Source organism: Winogradskyella flava (assembly GCF_014243395.1).
Classification (GTDB): Bacteria; Bacteroidota; Bacteroidia; order Flavobacteriales; family Flavobacteriaceae; genus Winogradskyella; species Winogradskyella flava.
Genome location: NZ_JACLCP010000002.1, coordinates 12,720 through 27,433, shown reverse-complemented (window position 1 = coordinate 27,433; position 14,714 = coordinate 12,720). Strand labels below are relative to the sequence as shown.

Genomic DNA, 14,714 nt, shown 5'->3' with positions numbered 1-14,714 from the left:
GAGCCATGAAAAGGATACTATTCATCATAGCCATATTTTTTATCGAGCTTATTCATTAATCTGACGTATACAAAAATGAGGATTACGAATACATACATCGCTCCCTGTTGGGCGAACCAAAACCCTAACTTAAATCCGCCAATTTTTATGGCATTGAGTTGTTCTTTAAACAAAATCCCAGCACCATAAGAGACTATAAACCAAATGCTCAAAAGGATTAGGACATATTTAATATTATCGCGCCAATAGGCTTTAGCGTTAGCGTTCATATTTACTGGTTTTTAAACGTTCAATGTAAGACCGTAATTCTTTTATCACTCTTGGAGCTAACAGTATTGTTGCAATCATTGTTGGTATGGCCATAAAGGCAAAAACACCATCAATAAAATTGATCATGGCTTCAAACGGTGTCGTTGCCGCAAGAATAATGCTTAGAATATATATATAATTGTAGTAATGTTTTTTGTCTGCGCCAATTAAAAATGACATGCATTTGGTACCATAATAGGCATAACTGAAAAGCGAAGACACACTAAAGAAAAATACACAAATCATCAATAGATACTGTCCATAGGGCAATACCTGTTGAAACGCCAAAGCTGTTAAACTTACACCATTTACACCTTCTGTTTCCCAAACACCCGTAACCAATATAGCCAAAGCTGTTAACGTGCAAACTATCAATGTATCTATCACTGGTCCGAGCATGGCCACCAAACCCTCTCTAACGGGTTCGTCGGTTTTTGCCGCGCCATGTGCCAAAGGTGCTGTTCCGAGCCCTGCTTCATTAGAAAACGCACCACGCTTAATACCATGTAGAATCAATGCCCCTAAAACACCTCCTAAGAAAGGCTTGTCCTTAGGGAAATAGTCTGCTGCAAAGGCGTCAGTTACAATCAGTGCTAAATACTTTGGTACTTGGGCATAGTTAATAACAAGAATGATAATCACCAAAATGAAATACAAAATGACCATGGAAGGTACCATCTTAGATGCCCATTTGCTAATTCGCTTCAATCCTCCAAGAATAACCATGCTTGTAAATACCACCAAAACTAGTGCAATGGTGAGGTTAGTATTAAAGGTCACTTCTACGCCATTTGGAATTAAAATGATATCGTTTATGGCTTGTTTTAGTTGATTGACATTCACGACCGGAAGTGCGCCCATCATACCAAAAACACTAAACATCACAGCCAAAAATTTCCAATTTTTACCAAGGCCTTCCATGATAAAATACATGGGACCACCTTGTAACTCACCATTGCTATCCTTACCTCTATACAAAATTGCCAATGTCGATGTGAAGAATTTAGTACTCATTCCTACAATGGCACTTACCCACATCCAGAACATGGCACCAGGACCACCAACAGAAATAGCTAACGCCACTCCTGCGATATTGCCCATACCAATGGTTGAGGATAATGCTGTAGATAAGGCTTGAAAATGCGAGATTTGTCCTGCGTCATTGGGATCGTCATATTTTCCTCTTAGAACATTGACGGCATGTCCTAAATACCGAAACGGTATAAACCTAGAACGTATTAATAGGTACAACCCTCCTCCTATCAAAAGTATAAGCAAGGGTAACCCCCAGGCTAGTGACGAAAATGCAGCGGTAAAATCGTTAAGCTTATCCATTGGACTTAAAAGTAGTAAATCCCTTGGACTGTTAATAATTTCTTTGAATAATAAATGGTATGTAGTTGATTTACAAAATTTAAAAATCTAACTTCGTTTATTTGTGTTGAACTGCTATACTAAGCCTGTCGAAGTATTGTTTCAGTATCTTATGATAAAGTCAGTGACAACTGACTTTATCTAATTGTTAGTTATAAGGTATGAGTAAATTGAGATTAATTATAACAGTACTTGTTCTGTTCTTTAGCCCTATTGATTTATTTGGCCAAACAAAAACTGTTAGTGGTCAAGTATTAAATGAACATCTAGAACCTCTTTCTAAAGTGTTTATCCATACTTTGGACATGCAGTTTAAAACTACTTCGGATGAAAATGGTAATTATAGTATTACCCTTCCAAAAGACACAAAAGTTCTAAAAATTCAATGCATTGGCCAGGAATCAGAAACCATTAAAGTATTGAATCATTGTATATTAAATATAATTCTACTCGATGATATAATTGCAGAATTTGAAACCAAAGAAGAACATTTAAAAGATTATATCAAAAGAAATAAAGAAATCGGAAAGAAGTATAAAAGGGCGATCGAAAAAGGTTTATTTGGAGAAAATAAGCCCTGTAACTAACAACGTAGATAAAAACATATCCTAAAAGTATATCTTAAAACAATTAAAAAACAAAGCACTACGATTCATATTCTAAGACGATAATTAGGACTTGTAATAAGCCAATTAATTCTCTAAATCCTATATTTGCTACTCAATCGACCTATAATTGAGCACTACCCAACGTTTATATTTTATTGATGCTGTACGTGCATTTGCCATTCTTATGATGTTGCAAGGGCATTTTATTGATACGTTGCTTGATGTATCCTACAGAGATGAATCTAACACAGTATTTCAGATTTGGGAATACTTTAGAGGTATCACTGCACCAACATTTTTTACAATTTCTGGATTGATTTTCTCTTACCTTCTCATAAAGGCCAAACATAAAGGCACTACAAAACAACGTATGCGTAAAGGACTAATACGAGGTTTAATGCTTATTGGTATTGGTTATCTATTGCGCATACCGATTTTTGAGTGGCTTTTTGGTAAGTTCAGCATTTATTTTTTGGTGGTCGATGTATTACAATGCATTGGTCTGTCCTTGATTCTAATTGTTTGTATCTACCATTTAACGTTTAAGAAAACCTTGATTTTCTCCATACTAACATTACTATTGGGTATCTTGATTTTTTTAACAGAGCCTTTATATCGCTATTTGGATTTACCTAATATTCCCAAATTGTTTTCTAATTACCTAACTAAGGACTATGGTTCTATTTTTAATATTATTCCATGGTTTGGTTACATATGCTTTGGAGCATTTATCTCAACTATTTTCTATCGCTATTTAGGACGTTCTAAATTTAAAACCGCTATTGTCGCAGGTTTCTTTATCGTTGGTATTTTGTTAATATTGAAATCTTCCTATGTCCTGATGAAACTATATTACCTAACAGATATTCAACTATTAAAAGATGTTGCATGGTATAATTATTTATTTACGAGATTGGGCAACGTATTGGTTTTGTTCGGTATATTCTATCTTTTTGAAAAATACATAAGTCAACCGTTGATTCTTAAAATTGGGCAAAAAACACTGTCCATATATGTGATTCATTTCATCATTATTTATGGAAGTTTTACAGGTATTGGTCTGCATCAACTTATTGGTAAAACCCTTTTACCATGGCAAGCCATAATTGGTGCCGTCCTATTCTTAACAACGGTTTGTTTTATATCGTTTTATTACGCCAAAACCAATATGTTTATCTATTCTGGTATTCGTAAGCTTATTGACAAAATTAAGAGTCGCTAATATTGATCGTACCAATTAAAGTTCTCTTCGATGATGCGCTGTTTTTCAGCTTTAATAAATTCTAGATACGCTTTGGCTGTTGGTGATAGGTTTTTAGACTTCTGCCAGACTAAATTCCAGTTAGTCACTAAGGGTAAACCTTTGTAAGGAATAATTCGTAAGTCACCATTCTTGAGTTCATTTTTTATACCTATTAAAGGCATAATGGAATAACCTAAACCTGCAATAACCGCTTGCTTCAAAGCTTCGTTAGATGTTAATTCCATCTTTTTTGGATTGGATATATTACGACTCGTAATGAATGACTCCATAGCGTTTCGTGTTGCTGAACCATCCTCGCGATATAACATGGGATAGGTTTCAAAAATTTTGGCTTTCGCGATATTTTTATTAAACTTTTCCTTGGTGCCGCCAACCAAATAAAGCTTGTTTTCCATGAGCTCTACCCTATCAAGATTCAGCTGATCTGGAACAACAGATACTAGAGAAAAATCGACTTCATTGTTTTCCAAACTTTTAATAACACTTGTTTTATTGGTAACGTCCATGATTAAATCAACACCTTGATTTTGGTTGGTAAAGTCTGTCAAAAAATAGGGCATTACATATTTACCAGTCGACACCACGGATATTTTTAATCTACCTGCAATTTGCCCTTTAAACGACATCGTTTTATAGTTAATGGCTTGAACTTCGTTAATGATCTTTTGAGCTGCTTCAGCTATTTCCCATCCAAAATCAGTAACATACAATTGTCTTCCAACAACTTCTGTCAATGGAATAGAGAATTGATCTTGAAATTTTTTCAACTGGATAGATACGGCTGGTTGGCTTAAAAAAAGAGCCTCAGATGCCTTTGTGATACTCTTTAGTTGTGTAATCTTTAAGAAAATCTGAAGTTGATGCAAGGTATAATTCATAAGTTTTGTTTATATATACTATTAAAAATATATATAAAAATAAATAAAATATTTGTTTCAATTTTGCATCATAATAAATTTTTATTAATCAAATAAACATCTATTTAATATGTCAAGATTAGATTCTAATGCTACAATTAAGGGAATGCGAAATACAGATACTGACAAATCTGCTAGAAGAACAAAGGCAGGCGCAGCATTAACAATATTAGCGCTAACAGGCTTATTAACCATGTCTTATATGAATGACAACGTTTTTATGGAGCACATTGCCATATGTAGCTTTATCGTTTCATGTGTTGCCATTGTAAAACTCATGGGTTCAAATTAATCATAAACAAACAACTATTAAAACAAAAGAATTATGTCAATTACCAAAACAAACACAAACGTAGAAAAAGCAACTCAAGAAGTACAACTAGTAGAAGGTCTATTTACGCCTTCCGAAGCTAACCACATTGTAAATGTACTTATAGAACAGAAAGTTAACTTTCATAAACTTCAAAAATTAAGAGTCTGTGAGGGTTGTGAAGATGCAGACACTACTTATGAAAATAATCGTATCCAAGAATTATTAAACGAAAAACAAATCGCCAAAGATTATATTACTATAGCTCGAAAGGAAGGTTATAACGTAGTCATAAACGGCACGCTGAACATTTCCTTCGTAAAATAGTAAAACGGCCAAGGATAGATTCGTTCTTGCAATAATTAGTTTAATGGACTTACATTTATTATTCGATAACTTAACGAATCCTGCCCTCTTATTCTTTTTTCTCGGCATACTAGCTGTACAGCTTAAAAGTGATTTAGAAATACCTCCCAACTCTTCTAAATTTATATCACTGTACTTACTTTTATCGATAGGATTTAAAGGCGGACAGGAACTCTCACATAGCGACCTTAATTTAGAAATAATTTGGTCGCTTTTGTTTGGCATTTTTTTAGCGCTCATTGTACCCGTTTATACGTACTTTATATTGAGAAGAAAGTTCAATGTGGCCAACGCTGGTGCTATTGCAGCTTCTTATGGCTCAGTTAGTGCAGTAACATTTGTAACCGCTATCTCTTTCTTGGAAATTGAGCAAATTAGTTTTGGAGGTCATATGGTTGCTGTAATGGCCTTGATGGAAGCACCCTCTATCATAATAGGTCTACTACTTATTTCTATTTATGATAAAGAAAATGCCATAAAAATCTCAATGGGTAAAGTCGTAAAACATGCGCTTACCAATGGCAGTGTACTTTTGATTTTAGGAAGCTTGGTAGTAGGTTTTCTTGCAAGCGAACAACAGGCTCAAGGGATTAAACCTTTTACCACAGATATATTCAAGGGATTCCTAGCCGTCTTCTTACTGGACATGGGTATTACTAGTGGTAAGAAACTATCTGCATTTTTAAAGAAAGGTTGGTTTGCATTAATATTTGCCGTTGTTATACCAATTATTAATGGCAGCTTAGTAGCTGTAATAAGCTCTGTATTTACAGATAGTGAAGGTAACCGTTTACTCTTCGCCATACTCGCAGCCAGTGCTTCATACATCGCAGTTCCGGCAGCCATGAGAATTGCAGTACCAAAAGCAAATCCAAGTTTATATTTACCAATGGCTTTGGCAATAACATTTCCATTTAATATTACCTTGGGTATGCCGCTATACCTCTGTATTATTCAAGCATGCAGTATCTTTTAAGTTATAACACTTATCATTATAAAGGCTTCTGAAAATCAGAAGCCTTTTCTTTTCCTTAGTAATTAACATATTTATCCTAAAATATATTAATTACCTTTATAACAAAGACTAGTTATTTGCTAAACAGGGTAATTGGTTTTAAGCTTTTGGAAAATAAATTATCTATGGAAAATGTAGTCGCCAAGTTTTATAATGCTTTCAGCAATCTTGATTCAGAAACGATGTGTTCTTGTTATCATGACAATATCGTATTTGAAGATCCAGCCTTTGGGATTTTAAGAGGAGACAAAGCTAAAGCCATGTGGCAAATGTTATGTGCATCCCAAAAAGGAAAAGACTTTAAGGTTATCGCCTCAAATATAAAAGCAGATGAGACAAGTGGCGCTGCACATTGGGAAGCTTTTTATAAATTCAGCAAAACTGGTAGATCTGTGCATAATAAGATTGATGCCCAATTTGACTTAAAAGACGGATTAATTCTTAAGCATACAGATACATTCAATCTTCATAAATGGGCAAAACAGGCGATGGGATTCAAAGGTTTTATAATTGGCCATACACGCTACTTTAAAACCAAACTACAATCTCAAACCAATTATTTGTTGGATAAGTTTATTGAAGAAAAAAAGCTATCTCCATAGGAAAAGACAGCTTTTTCAATAACAATGTTTCTTTTTAGGGACTTAAAAGTTTACTTTATGTTTCATTGCACAATACTTAGTACAAATCTTGTGCCAAAAATCATGTTAATTACAATTAAAGTTTGAAATGAGTTCGGGCTATTCTAAGACACCATTGGCAAAAAAACTAGGCTTAAAAGCAGGTTATAAAATTTATCTCCATGATGAGCCCGATGACTATACAAATCTATTTGATATTCTTCCGAAAGACTTAGTGTTTATAAGGTCTCCAAAATCTGAATCCATTGATTTTATTCATGCTTTTTTCACTTCAAGAGAAGCATTACAAGACACTATCAAAAATTTGAAGCCGTATTTAAATCAAAATGGCATATTATGGGTAAGCTGGCCAAAGGGAACTTCAAAAATTACATCAGATATCAATAGAGAAAGTGTAAGAGCAGAAGTCTTAAAGATTGGTTTAGTTGACATTAAAGTTTGTGCTATTGATGAAGATTGGAGCGGTCTTAAGTTTATGTATCGCTTAAAAGACAGAACATAACTAACTATATGCTTTTATCTTGCCTTCCACGCCCTGATAAAAGTTATACATATATTTAAAATCGGCTTCTATATCATCCGTTGGGTAAAAGGGTTCAGAAACCTTGTTCTGCTTATTTTTAAAATCGAGCGTGAACATAATTATAGGCACATTTGCCGCTTTAGCAATGTAGTAAAAGCCTGTTTTCCATTCTTTGACTTTTTTCCTAGTGCCTTCTGGTGCCAGAGTTAATCTAAATTCATCTTCATCCTGAAAAAGTTTCGAAATCTGCTCTACCTTATTCTGGCCCGAGGTTCGGTCTAATGCTCTTCCGCCTACTGCTTTAAAATAATAACCAAAAGGCCATTTGAAGAGTTCCTTTTTCCCAACAAAATTTGTTTTTACATCCACAACTTTTCTTAAAAGCAAGCCCATGTAGAAATCGTGCCAACTCGTATGTGGTACCGCAATAATAACGGCTTTCTTAATAGTGTCTTTTGAAAAATCCGTGTTGCCCACAACTTTCCAGCCGAGCAATTTAAAATAGATGAATTTTGCCAACCAGCGCATCTTACATTTTTTTGTAGAGCTCCAGAAGCTTTTGTCGGGTAATCTTAGTTTTCCAATTTTTGCCGATAGCATTTTCCCAAAGTGGTTCTAAGCTCAGGGCAACATCAATCATAGTATCAAATTGATCTTCTTCCAAATGGGCACAAATACCTTGAGGCAATTCAATATTATGCTTGACTTTCATTTCCTTGAACATGGCTACGCCATTGGGATAATATTCATCTAAGTGATCAAATACTATACAATTACCTATACCATGCTTTATGCCTAGTAAATAGCTTAAACCGTAGCTCATTGCATGCGCTACGCCAACCTGTGAATAAGCAATACTCATACCACCGTGCCAAGACGCCATCATCAACTTGTCTTGAGCTTCTTCCAAAGTTAGTTCGTCTCTTAAAAATATCTCTTGGCAAAGCTCAAATGCTTTTTCACCATAGCTTTGGCTAAACGCATTAAGAAAAGTACCGTTAAGCGATTCTACACAATGTACAAAGCAATCCATACCTGTATAAAACCACTGATCTTTCGGAACGCCTTTCGTAAGCTCCGGATCTAATATTACTTGATCAAAAGGTGTGTGATCGCTGTTTATGCCTAATTTACGCTCTGGACCAGTTAGAATAGTCGTTCTGGAAACTTCGGCACCTGTACCAGAAATTGTTGGAATACCTACATGATAAATTGCAGGATTCTTTATTAAATCCCAGCCTTGATAATCTTTGGATTCTCCTTGGTTTGTTAACATTAAGGATACCGCTTTTGCAATATCCATAACAATACCTCCACCAATGCCTATAATACCTGATGGGAGTTCGCTATATTCAAGAATTATATCTTCAACATATTTATCTATTTGCGATGTTTTAGGCTCCTCTTTGGTAGGTACATAAATAATTTTATCCTTATACGACAAAGTTATTCTAGAAGTCAACCAATGATTGCCCTTAAAAACGTCATCAACATAAAAAATAAATGGTGCATTGCGTCCAATGCGCTTTGGCGACAGAATTTCATCTAGCTGATTAAAACTTCCGCGCCCAAAAACTACTCTGGACACCATCGGATAATTCTTATATATCATTAACTCTTTAATCTTTGACAAAAATAAAAACTTAGTTTATTTATTTGCCTTTAAATAATTTTAAAATTTCACTTAGACTATCAACGGTTTTATATTCCATACCATTGGTTTCTTTTTTGGTGACTTTTTCGTGTTGCCAAGTCGTATGAAATGGAACATGTATGGCCTGTGCTCCTATATTGACCAGTGGCAAAATATCGGATTTAAGTGAATTACCTACCATTAAAAATTCAGACGGATTTATATCTAAATGTCTTAAAAGCTTCTTGTAATTTGCCTCTTGCTTTTCACTTAATACTTCAATATGATGAAAATATTGTAACAAACCGGATTTTTCCAACTTTCGCTCTTGATCTAATAAATCACCTTTGGTAGCTAAAATCAATCTATAGTCTTTAGATAATGATTTCAATACTTGCTCTACACCATCAAGTAACTCAATTGGCTTATTAATCATGTCCTTACCAATATCCAACATTTTAGAAATGATGTCATTTGAAACCGAACTATTGGATAATTCAATAGCCAACTCTATCATGGACAATACAAAACCTTTTACGCCATAACCGTAAGTCGGAAGGTTTTTAATCTCCATTCTAAAAAGCTCTTGGTCAATCTTATTTGGTGTTTCATAGTGCGATAACAATCTACCGACCTCTTCTTCAGCTTCCCTAAAATACGTTTCGTTGACCCATAACGTATCATCTGCATCAAAACCAATTACCTTTATGTTTGCATAATCTACTTCCACAATCGCTTTGCCCTTTCTAGATCCTCTGGTGTATCTATTTCAACACCTTGCACTTGGGTTTCAACCATCTTAATTCGTTTTCCATATTCCAAATAGCGAATACATTCAATCTTCTCGGTTGCTTCAAGAAACTGCATTGGCATCACGGTAAAATCCAGTAATGCTTCTTTCCTAAACGCATATATACCTTTATGCTTAAAGTAACGCGCTCCTACTTCTTTATCCCTTGGAAATGGAATTGGACTTCTTGAAAAATATAGCGCAAAATTATTCTGATCTACAATAACTTTTACCGTATTCGGATTATTGATTTCTTCCCAATCCGTTATTTCAACCATTAGAGATGCCAAATCAATTTCCTTTGCTTCATCATCTTTAAATACTTCCAAAACCTTACGGAGACTTTCACGCTCCGTAAAGGGTTCATCTCCTTGTACATTAACCACGATATCACATTCTACATCTGCCACAGCCTCAGCAATCCTATCACTTCCCGACTCGTGTTCCGTTTTGCTCATAATGGCTTTACCACCATTACTTACTATTTCATTAAAAATAATATCACTATCAGTGACTACGTAAACTTCGCTAAAAAGCTTTGTAGCGACTGTCGCTTCATACGTCCTAAGAATAACCGACTTACCAACTAAATTCTGCATAAGCTTTCCTGGAAATCGAGAAGCACTGTATCGTGCTGGTATCATGGATATGATTTTCATGTATCTATTTTAGATAAAATCAAAAATAAGGTTTTACGATGATTTTGGCTTATTAGGTGTTAACTTTTTGTAAAGCCTAAATACAGCATAAAAAATGAGTATCACCAAAATTATAGCTAGTACAGGTATAAAGATGGATATAATGGACATTATTATAGCAGTCACAGTCTCTACAGTAGAAACCAAAGGGTTTGCAATACCAGCAGTAGAAACAGTAGAACCTAATCGTGTTGCTCCTGCAGATCCTTTGATTGCAGCAGCCGTTCCGCCTCCAGCAATTATGGCCAATGTCCAAGTAATTACAGGACTTAAATCCACCATTGTAGATACCATCACCGCTGTGCCTGCCACTGTTGCCAATGGAACGGCAATAGTATCCAAGGCATTATCTATTAGTGGGATATAATACGCTACTATTTCTACCAGAGTTGCAATTCCTAAAGTGACTAGCGCTGCAGTACCTCCAATCCATGACCAAGATTCGTTGAGCTCCCAAACATCAAAATAGGATGCCAAACTTAAAGCGAAAAGTGGTAAAAACACCCTAAAACCGGCAGATGCTGCCAATCCTATTCCTAAAAAGATACTTAACACGGTTTCTATGGTCATTCCTCTAATTTAAATGATTTTCCGTAAACATGTCATCTTTGAAACCAATTAAATATAGTTTTTCTTTTGCTCTGGTTACAGCAGTATATAACCAACGTATATAATCCTTATCCATCCCATTTGGCAAATAAGGCTGCTCAACAAAAATGGTATTCCATTGACCCCCTTGCGATTTATGACAAGTGATGGCATAAGAAAATTTCACCTGCAGAGCATTAAAGTACTTATTATTCTTTACCCCCATAAATCGCTTATAATTCGATTTTTCATCGGCATAGTCCTTAGCTACTTCTTGATATAGGCGATTTGATTCTTCATAGCTTAACGATGCGCTTTCCGCAGCAATGGTATCTAAAAGTAGGACCGTTTCAAAAGGTGACATTCGAGGATAATCGACCATTTTCACTTTTACTTCTGCAAATTTAAAACCATATAATTCTTTAATGTTGAATATCTCCAAAACCTCAATAATATCACCATTAGCGATAAAACCTGCTTCGCTTGTGGGCTTAATCCAAAAGTAATTATTCTTTACTACCATAAGATAGTCTCCGGCAGACAACTCACTGTCATTAAATAAAATACGTTGTCTTATTTGTTGATTGTATTGATTGGCTCGCTTGTTACTTCTAACGATAATTGCTGTTTCCTCATAACCCTCATTACTATAAGCATCATTGATGGCGTCCATAATTTCATGACCATCTATTAAACGCACAATATCCTTGTAAGGACTTACACTAAATTTAAAACTATCGTAAAAGTTAGATTCTAAAACCGCTCTTAACTCGGTGGCATTCTCGAGAATACCAGAGTCTTGTTCTTGCCTTACAACTTCATCGAGTTCGATACCAGAAACTTCCTTGTTGAAGTTTAAGCTTAATTTGTCGGCATCCAATGCTGGACTTAGATCAGACTTTATAGGTGGTAATTGCGCCTTGTCTCCAATTAAGAGTAATTTACACTGATGACCAGAATACACATATTGCATTAAATCATCTAAAAGTGATCCATTTTCAAAAAGTTTAGAATCAGAGGGTACATCCGGTATCATAGAAGCTTCATCAACAATAAAAATAGTATTCCGGTGTTTATTGGGTTGCATCACAAACTTTACACCACCACCCTTTTCCTTTTTAGGAAAATATATTTTTTTATGAATAGTGAATGCCTCCTTTTTAGAATAGTTAGAAATTACCTTTGCTGCCCTTCCAGTAGGCGCCAAAAGCACCGCACTCTTTTTTGCTTCCCACAAATTTGAAACTATAGTGCCTATTATACTGGTCTTACCTGTACCTGCATAACCTTTTAATAGATATATGGAGTTTGAGGAGGTGTTAAAAATAAACTGTGATAGCTGCATCAACACCATATCTTGTTTGGATGTAGGTTGAAATGGAAATTTAGATTTCAGCAACGAATAGAATGCAGAAGCATTGGGTATCATACGTATAAAAATATGGAACAATATACCATTATTCTAAGTTCTAGGATGAATTATAGTGATCGCATCTGCAATTTTATGTGATTTTTATTTAGATAGTTTTTACGAACAAAAAAAAATTGTAGATTTGCGTGAGACCTTAATTAATATACTCCGAATATGAAAGTAATTATAGCGATTGTAGTTATTATTTTATTAACCATTGGTATTGTTTGGTTAATTGACAAATTTGTTCCCAAAAAATTAAAACCCATTATCAACATTTTACTTTGGATATTAATTATTTTCTTGGGCTATATGACTTTCATGTCCGTATATGAAGAAATTAAATTCAACAAACTTAAAGTTGAGCGCTATAAAGTTGTTATCGATCGATTAGTGGATATTAGAGATTCGCAATTAGCATATAAAGAAGTTAATGGTGAATATGCGGGAGACTTTAACAAGCTGATTAATTTTGTAGAAAATGGCAAAGTACCAATTACGCAAAGACGCGATACACTAATTTTAGATGAAGAAAGAACCCGTGCTTTCGGTGGTGTTGAAACCATGAAGACCATTACACTTATTGATACACTAAGTTATTACACAGTTAAAGATTCTATCTTTAAAGGAGACAATCGTTTTAAAAGTATGGCCGATGTTGGTGTTGGTAAAGATGGTGCTCAGTTCAAATTACAAGCTGGCAAGCTAGACGATATCCCAGTATTCGAAGCTAGTGTTGATAAGGCTATCGTATTAGATGGTCAAGAAAAATATCTCATTGACAAAGAAAAGCAAGTTTTCTCAATAGCTGGTGTTAAGGGTCCTACTGTTAAAATTGGATCTATGGAAGAAGTAAACACGAGCGGAAATTGGGGTAAAGACCTTTCAACCAAGGAATAATTTTGAAACAAAATACTAACAAAGAATTGTCCATTCAAGTAAGTTTGAATGGGCTTTCTTTTTGCATTCTAAATAGGAGCACTAATACTATTGAATATTTAAATAAAATTGATTTTCAAAGTAAGCTTACTCCTTTTGATGCCTTACATCGCCTTAAGACAGAACTAAGCGCGAGTGCGGTTTTTTCTGATGAATTTCGCACGGTTACGGTGACCCACCAGAATGAATTATCTACGGTTGTCCCTAAGAGTTTATACGATGAGAGGCAAAAAGTAGATTACCTAAAATTCAATGCTAAAATTTTAAAAACCGATTATATCACACATGATGAAATTAGCATCAACAATAGTGTTAATGTCTATATACCTTATGTAAACATCAATAATTACATTTTTGACACCTTTGGTGAATTTGTCTATAAACACTCCTCTACACTTCTAATCGAAACCATATTAGGGGAAGATCAAGCATCTGATAAATCCAAGATCTTTATTAATGTCAATAAAATGACATTGGAGGTACTAGTAGTTCATAATGGGAAACTCCAGCTGTTCAATAGTTTTGAATACCACAGTAAAGAAGATTTCATCTATTATGTATTATTTGTTTTTGAGCAACTACAGCTCGATGTAGAATCAATGCCAGTGATTCTAAGCGGTTTAATAGATAAGGATGATAAACTCTTCAACATTCTTTACACTTATGTCAGACATGTGAGTATTGTAGAATCCAATTACAATTATAAGTTTTCGGATGTTGTTACCGATCAAAAACGCTATGAGTTACATCATTACTATTTAATACTAAATTCCTTTTAATGCGTATAATTTCTGGTTCTCATAAGGGCAGAAAAATATTGGCGCCTAAGAAACTACCTGTAAGGCCAACTACCGATATGGCGAAAGAGGCCTTGTTCAACATCCTCAATAACCAATATTATTTCGATGATATCTCTGTACTAGATTTGTTTGCAGGAACCGGCAACATAAGCTATGAATTTGCTTCTCGTGGTACTGAGCAAATTACAGCAGTTGATGACAATTATGGCTGTATCAAATTTATTAATGAGACAGCAGAGTCCTTTAACATGCCTATACACACCATTAAAAGTGATGTATTTAAATTTTTACAACATTCTAAACAAAAACACAGCATCATCTTTGCGGATCCACCTTATAACTTTGATGGCGAATTATTTGCAAAAATACCTGACCTCATATTTAAAAATGAATTGTTAGAAGACGATGGATTGGTTATTGTTGAGCATTCCAAACATACCGATTTGAGTGATATGGAACGGTATTCGCATACTAAGAATTATGGCGGTAATGCTTTTAGTTTTTTTGAATAGTTAAAATTCTAGAAAC

Annotated in this window: 19 protein-coding genes; 10 read left to right on the top strand and 9 right to left on the bottom strand. The window is 34.7% G+C overall.

What is annotated here, in order from left to right; all coding sequences use genetic code 11:
- Positions 1 to 17: 17 nt before the first annotated feature.
- Together H7F21_RS07320 and H7F21_RS07315 are read right to left on the bottom strand one after the other, a co-directional pair.
- The gene (locus H7F21_RS07320; protein WP_185788621.1) at positions 18 to 269 is read right to left on the bottom strand and encodes a DUF4212 domain-containing protein; all 252 of its coding nucleotides are present in this window, start codon (positions 267 to 269) and stop codon (positions 18 to 20) included.
- Positions 259 to 1,644 (bottom strand): alanine/glycine:cation symporter family protein, encoded by a 1,386-nt coding sequence (locus H7F21_RS07315; protein WP_185788620.1) that lies wholly within the window; start codon positions 1,642 to 1,644, stop codon positions 259 to 261. Before H7F21_RS07315 ends, H7F21_RS07320 begins: the two co-directional genes overlap by 11 nt.
- Positions 1,645 to 1,844: 200 nt before the next feature.
- Here H7F21_RS07315 and H7F21_RS07310 point away from each other — a divergent pair, with 200 nt between their 5' ends.
- Positions 1,845 to 2,270 carry a carboxypeptidase-like regulatory domain-containing protein gene (locus H7F21_RS07310; protein ID WP_185788619.1) on the top strand — a complete coding sequence of 142 codons (426 nt, stop codon included), beginning with the start codon at positions 1,845 to 1,847 and terminating at the stop codon, positions 2,268 to 2,270.
- A gap of 148 nt (positions 2,271 to 2,418) precedes the next feature.
- Positions 2,419 to 3,513 carry a heparan-alpha-glucosaminide N-acetyltransferase domain-containing protein gene (locus tag H7F21_RS07305; RefSeq protein WP_185788618.1) on the top strand — a complete coding sequence of 365 codons (1,095 nt, stop codon included), beginning with the start codon at positions 2,419 to 2,421 and terminating at the stop codon, positions 3,511 to 3,513.
- Here H7F21_RS07305 and H7F21_RS07300 read toward each other — a convergent pair.
- Positions 3,510 to 4,433 carry a LysR family transcriptional regulator gene (locus H7F21_RS07300; protein WP_185788617.1) on the bottom strand — a complete coding sequence of 308 codons (924 nt, stop codon included), beginning with the start codon at positions 4,431 to 4,433 and terminating at the stop codon, positions 3,510 to 3,512. The two genes, H7F21_RS07305 and H7F21_RS07300, sit on opposite strands and share 4 nt — an antisense overlap.
- Positions 4,434 to 4,542: 109 nt before the next feature.
- Here H7F21_RS07300 and H7F21_RS07295 point away from each other — a divergent pair, with 109 nt between their 5' ends.
- The 5 genes from H7F21_RS07295 to H7F21_RS07275 all read left to right on the top strand — a co-directional run bounded on the left by H7F21_RS07295 (position 4,543) and on the right by H7F21_RS07275 (position 7,306).
- Positions 4,543 to 4,764: a hypothetical protein gene (locus H7F21_RS07295; RefSeq protein WP_185788616.1), complete on the top strand. Its 222-nt coding sequence runs from the start codon at positions 4,543 to 4,545 to the stop codon at positions 4,762 to 4,764.
- Positions 4,765 to 4,797: 33 nt separating this feature from the next.
- Positions 4,798 to 5,109: a hypothetical protein gene (locus tag H7F21_RS07290; RefSeq protein ID WP_185788615.1), complete on the top strand. Its 312-nt coding sequence runs from the start codon at positions 4,798 to 4,800 to the stop codon at positions 5,107 to 5,109.
- Positions 5,110 to 5,152: 43 nt separating this feature from the next.
- Entirely contained in the window at positions 5,153 to 6,124 is a 972-nt protein-coding gene (locus H7F21_RS07285) for a sodium-dependent bicarbonate transport family permease (RefSeq protein WP_185788614.1), read from the top strand.
- A gap of 164 nt (positions 6,125 to 6,288) precedes the next feature.
- A complete protein-coding gene (locus H7F21_RS07280; RefSeq protein ID WP_185788613.1) occupies positions 6,289 to 6,765 on the top strand; it encodes a nuclear transport factor 2 family protein in 477 nt (158 codons plus the stop codon).
- Positions 6,766 to 6,892: 127 nt separating this feature from the next.
- Positions 6,893 to 7,306 carry a DUF3052 family protein gene (locus H7F21_RS07275; protein ID WP_185788612.1) on the top strand — a complete coding sequence of 138 codons (414 nt, stop codon included), beginning with the start codon at positions 6,893 to 6,895 and terminating at the stop codon, positions 7,304 to 7,306.
- On the opposite strand, the gene H7F21_RS07270 is transcribed toward H7F21_RS07275, so the two are convergent.
- From H7F21_RS07270 to H7F21_RS07245, 6 genes are read right to left on the bottom strand one after another with little or no spacing between them, the layout of a single operon-like run.
- Complete coding sequence (locus H7F21_RS07270) at positions 7,307 to 7,855, bottom strand: 1-acyl-sn-glycerol-3-phosphate acyltransferase (RefSeq protein WP_185788611.1); 549 nt, start codon at positions 7,853 to 7,855, stop codon at positions 7,307 to 7,309. It abuts the gene before it with no gap.
- Between the two features lies 1 nt (position 7,856).
- Positions 7,857 to 8,939, bottom strand: coding sequence for an iron-containing alcohol dehydrogenase family protein (locus H7F21_RS07265; RefSeq protein WP_185789204.1), 1,083 nt, complete (start codon positions 8,937 to 8,939; stop codon positions 7,857 to 7,859).
- Between the two features lie 40 nt (positions 8,940 to 8,979).
- Positions 8,980 to 9,690, bottom strand: a complete 711-nt coding sequence (locus H7F21_RS07260; protein ID WP_185788610.1) for an HAD family hydrolase — start codon at positions 9,688 to 9,690, stop codon at positions 8,980 to 8,982.
- Complete coding sequence (kdsB, locus tag H7F21_RS07255) at positions 9,681 to 10,394, bottom strand: 3-deoxy-manno-octulosonate cytidylyltransferase (protein WP_185789203.1); 714 nt, start codon at positions 10,392 to 10,394, stop codon at positions 9,681 to 9,683. The genes H7F21_RS07260 and kdsB overlap by 10 nt, the downstream gene beginning before the upstream one ends.
- A 48-nt stretch (positions 10,395 to 10,442) precedes the next feature.
- On the bottom strand, positions 10,443 to 11,018 hold the full coding sequence (locus H7F21_RS07250) for a DUF4126 domain-containing protein (protein WP_185788609.1): 576 nt from the start codon (positions 11,016 to 11,018) through the stop codon (positions 10,443 to 10,445).
- Positions 11,019 to 11,022: 4 nt separating this feature from the next.
- Positions 11,023 to 12,465, bottom strand: a complete 1,443-nt coding sequence (locus H7F21_RS07245; RefSeq protein WP_185788608.1) for an ATP-dependent DNA helicase — start codon at positions 12,463 to 12,465, stop codon at positions 11,023 to 11,025.
- 156 nt (positions 12,466 to 12,621) lie between these two features.
- On the opposite strand from H7F21_RS07245, the gene H7F21_RS07240 reads away from it, so the two are divergent.
- From H7F21_RS07240 to H7F21_RS07230, 3 genes are read left to right on the top strand one after another with little or no spacing between them, the layout of a single operon-like run.
- The gene (locus H7F21_RS07240) at positions 12,622 to 13,347 is read left to right on the top strand and encodes a hypothetical protein (RefSeq protein ID WP_185788607.1); all 726 of its coding nucleotides are present in this window, start codon (positions 12,622 to 12,624) and stop codon (positions 13,345 to 13,347) included.
- Between the two features lie 2 nt (positions 13,348 to 13,349).
- Entirely contained in the window at positions 13,350 to 14,165 is an 816-nt protein-coding gene (locus H7F21_RS07235; protein WP_185788606.1) for a DUF3822 family protein, read from the top strand.
- Positions 14,165 to 14,698 (top strand): RsmD family RNA methyltransferase, encoded by a 534-nt coding sequence (locus H7F21_RS07230; protein ID WP_185788605.1) that lies wholly within the window; start codon positions 14,165 to 14,167, stop codon positions 14,696 to 14,698. Before H7F21_RS07235 ends, H7F21_RS07230 begins: the two co-directional genes overlap by 1 nt.
- Positions 14,699 to 14,714 lie beyond the last annotated feature (16 nt).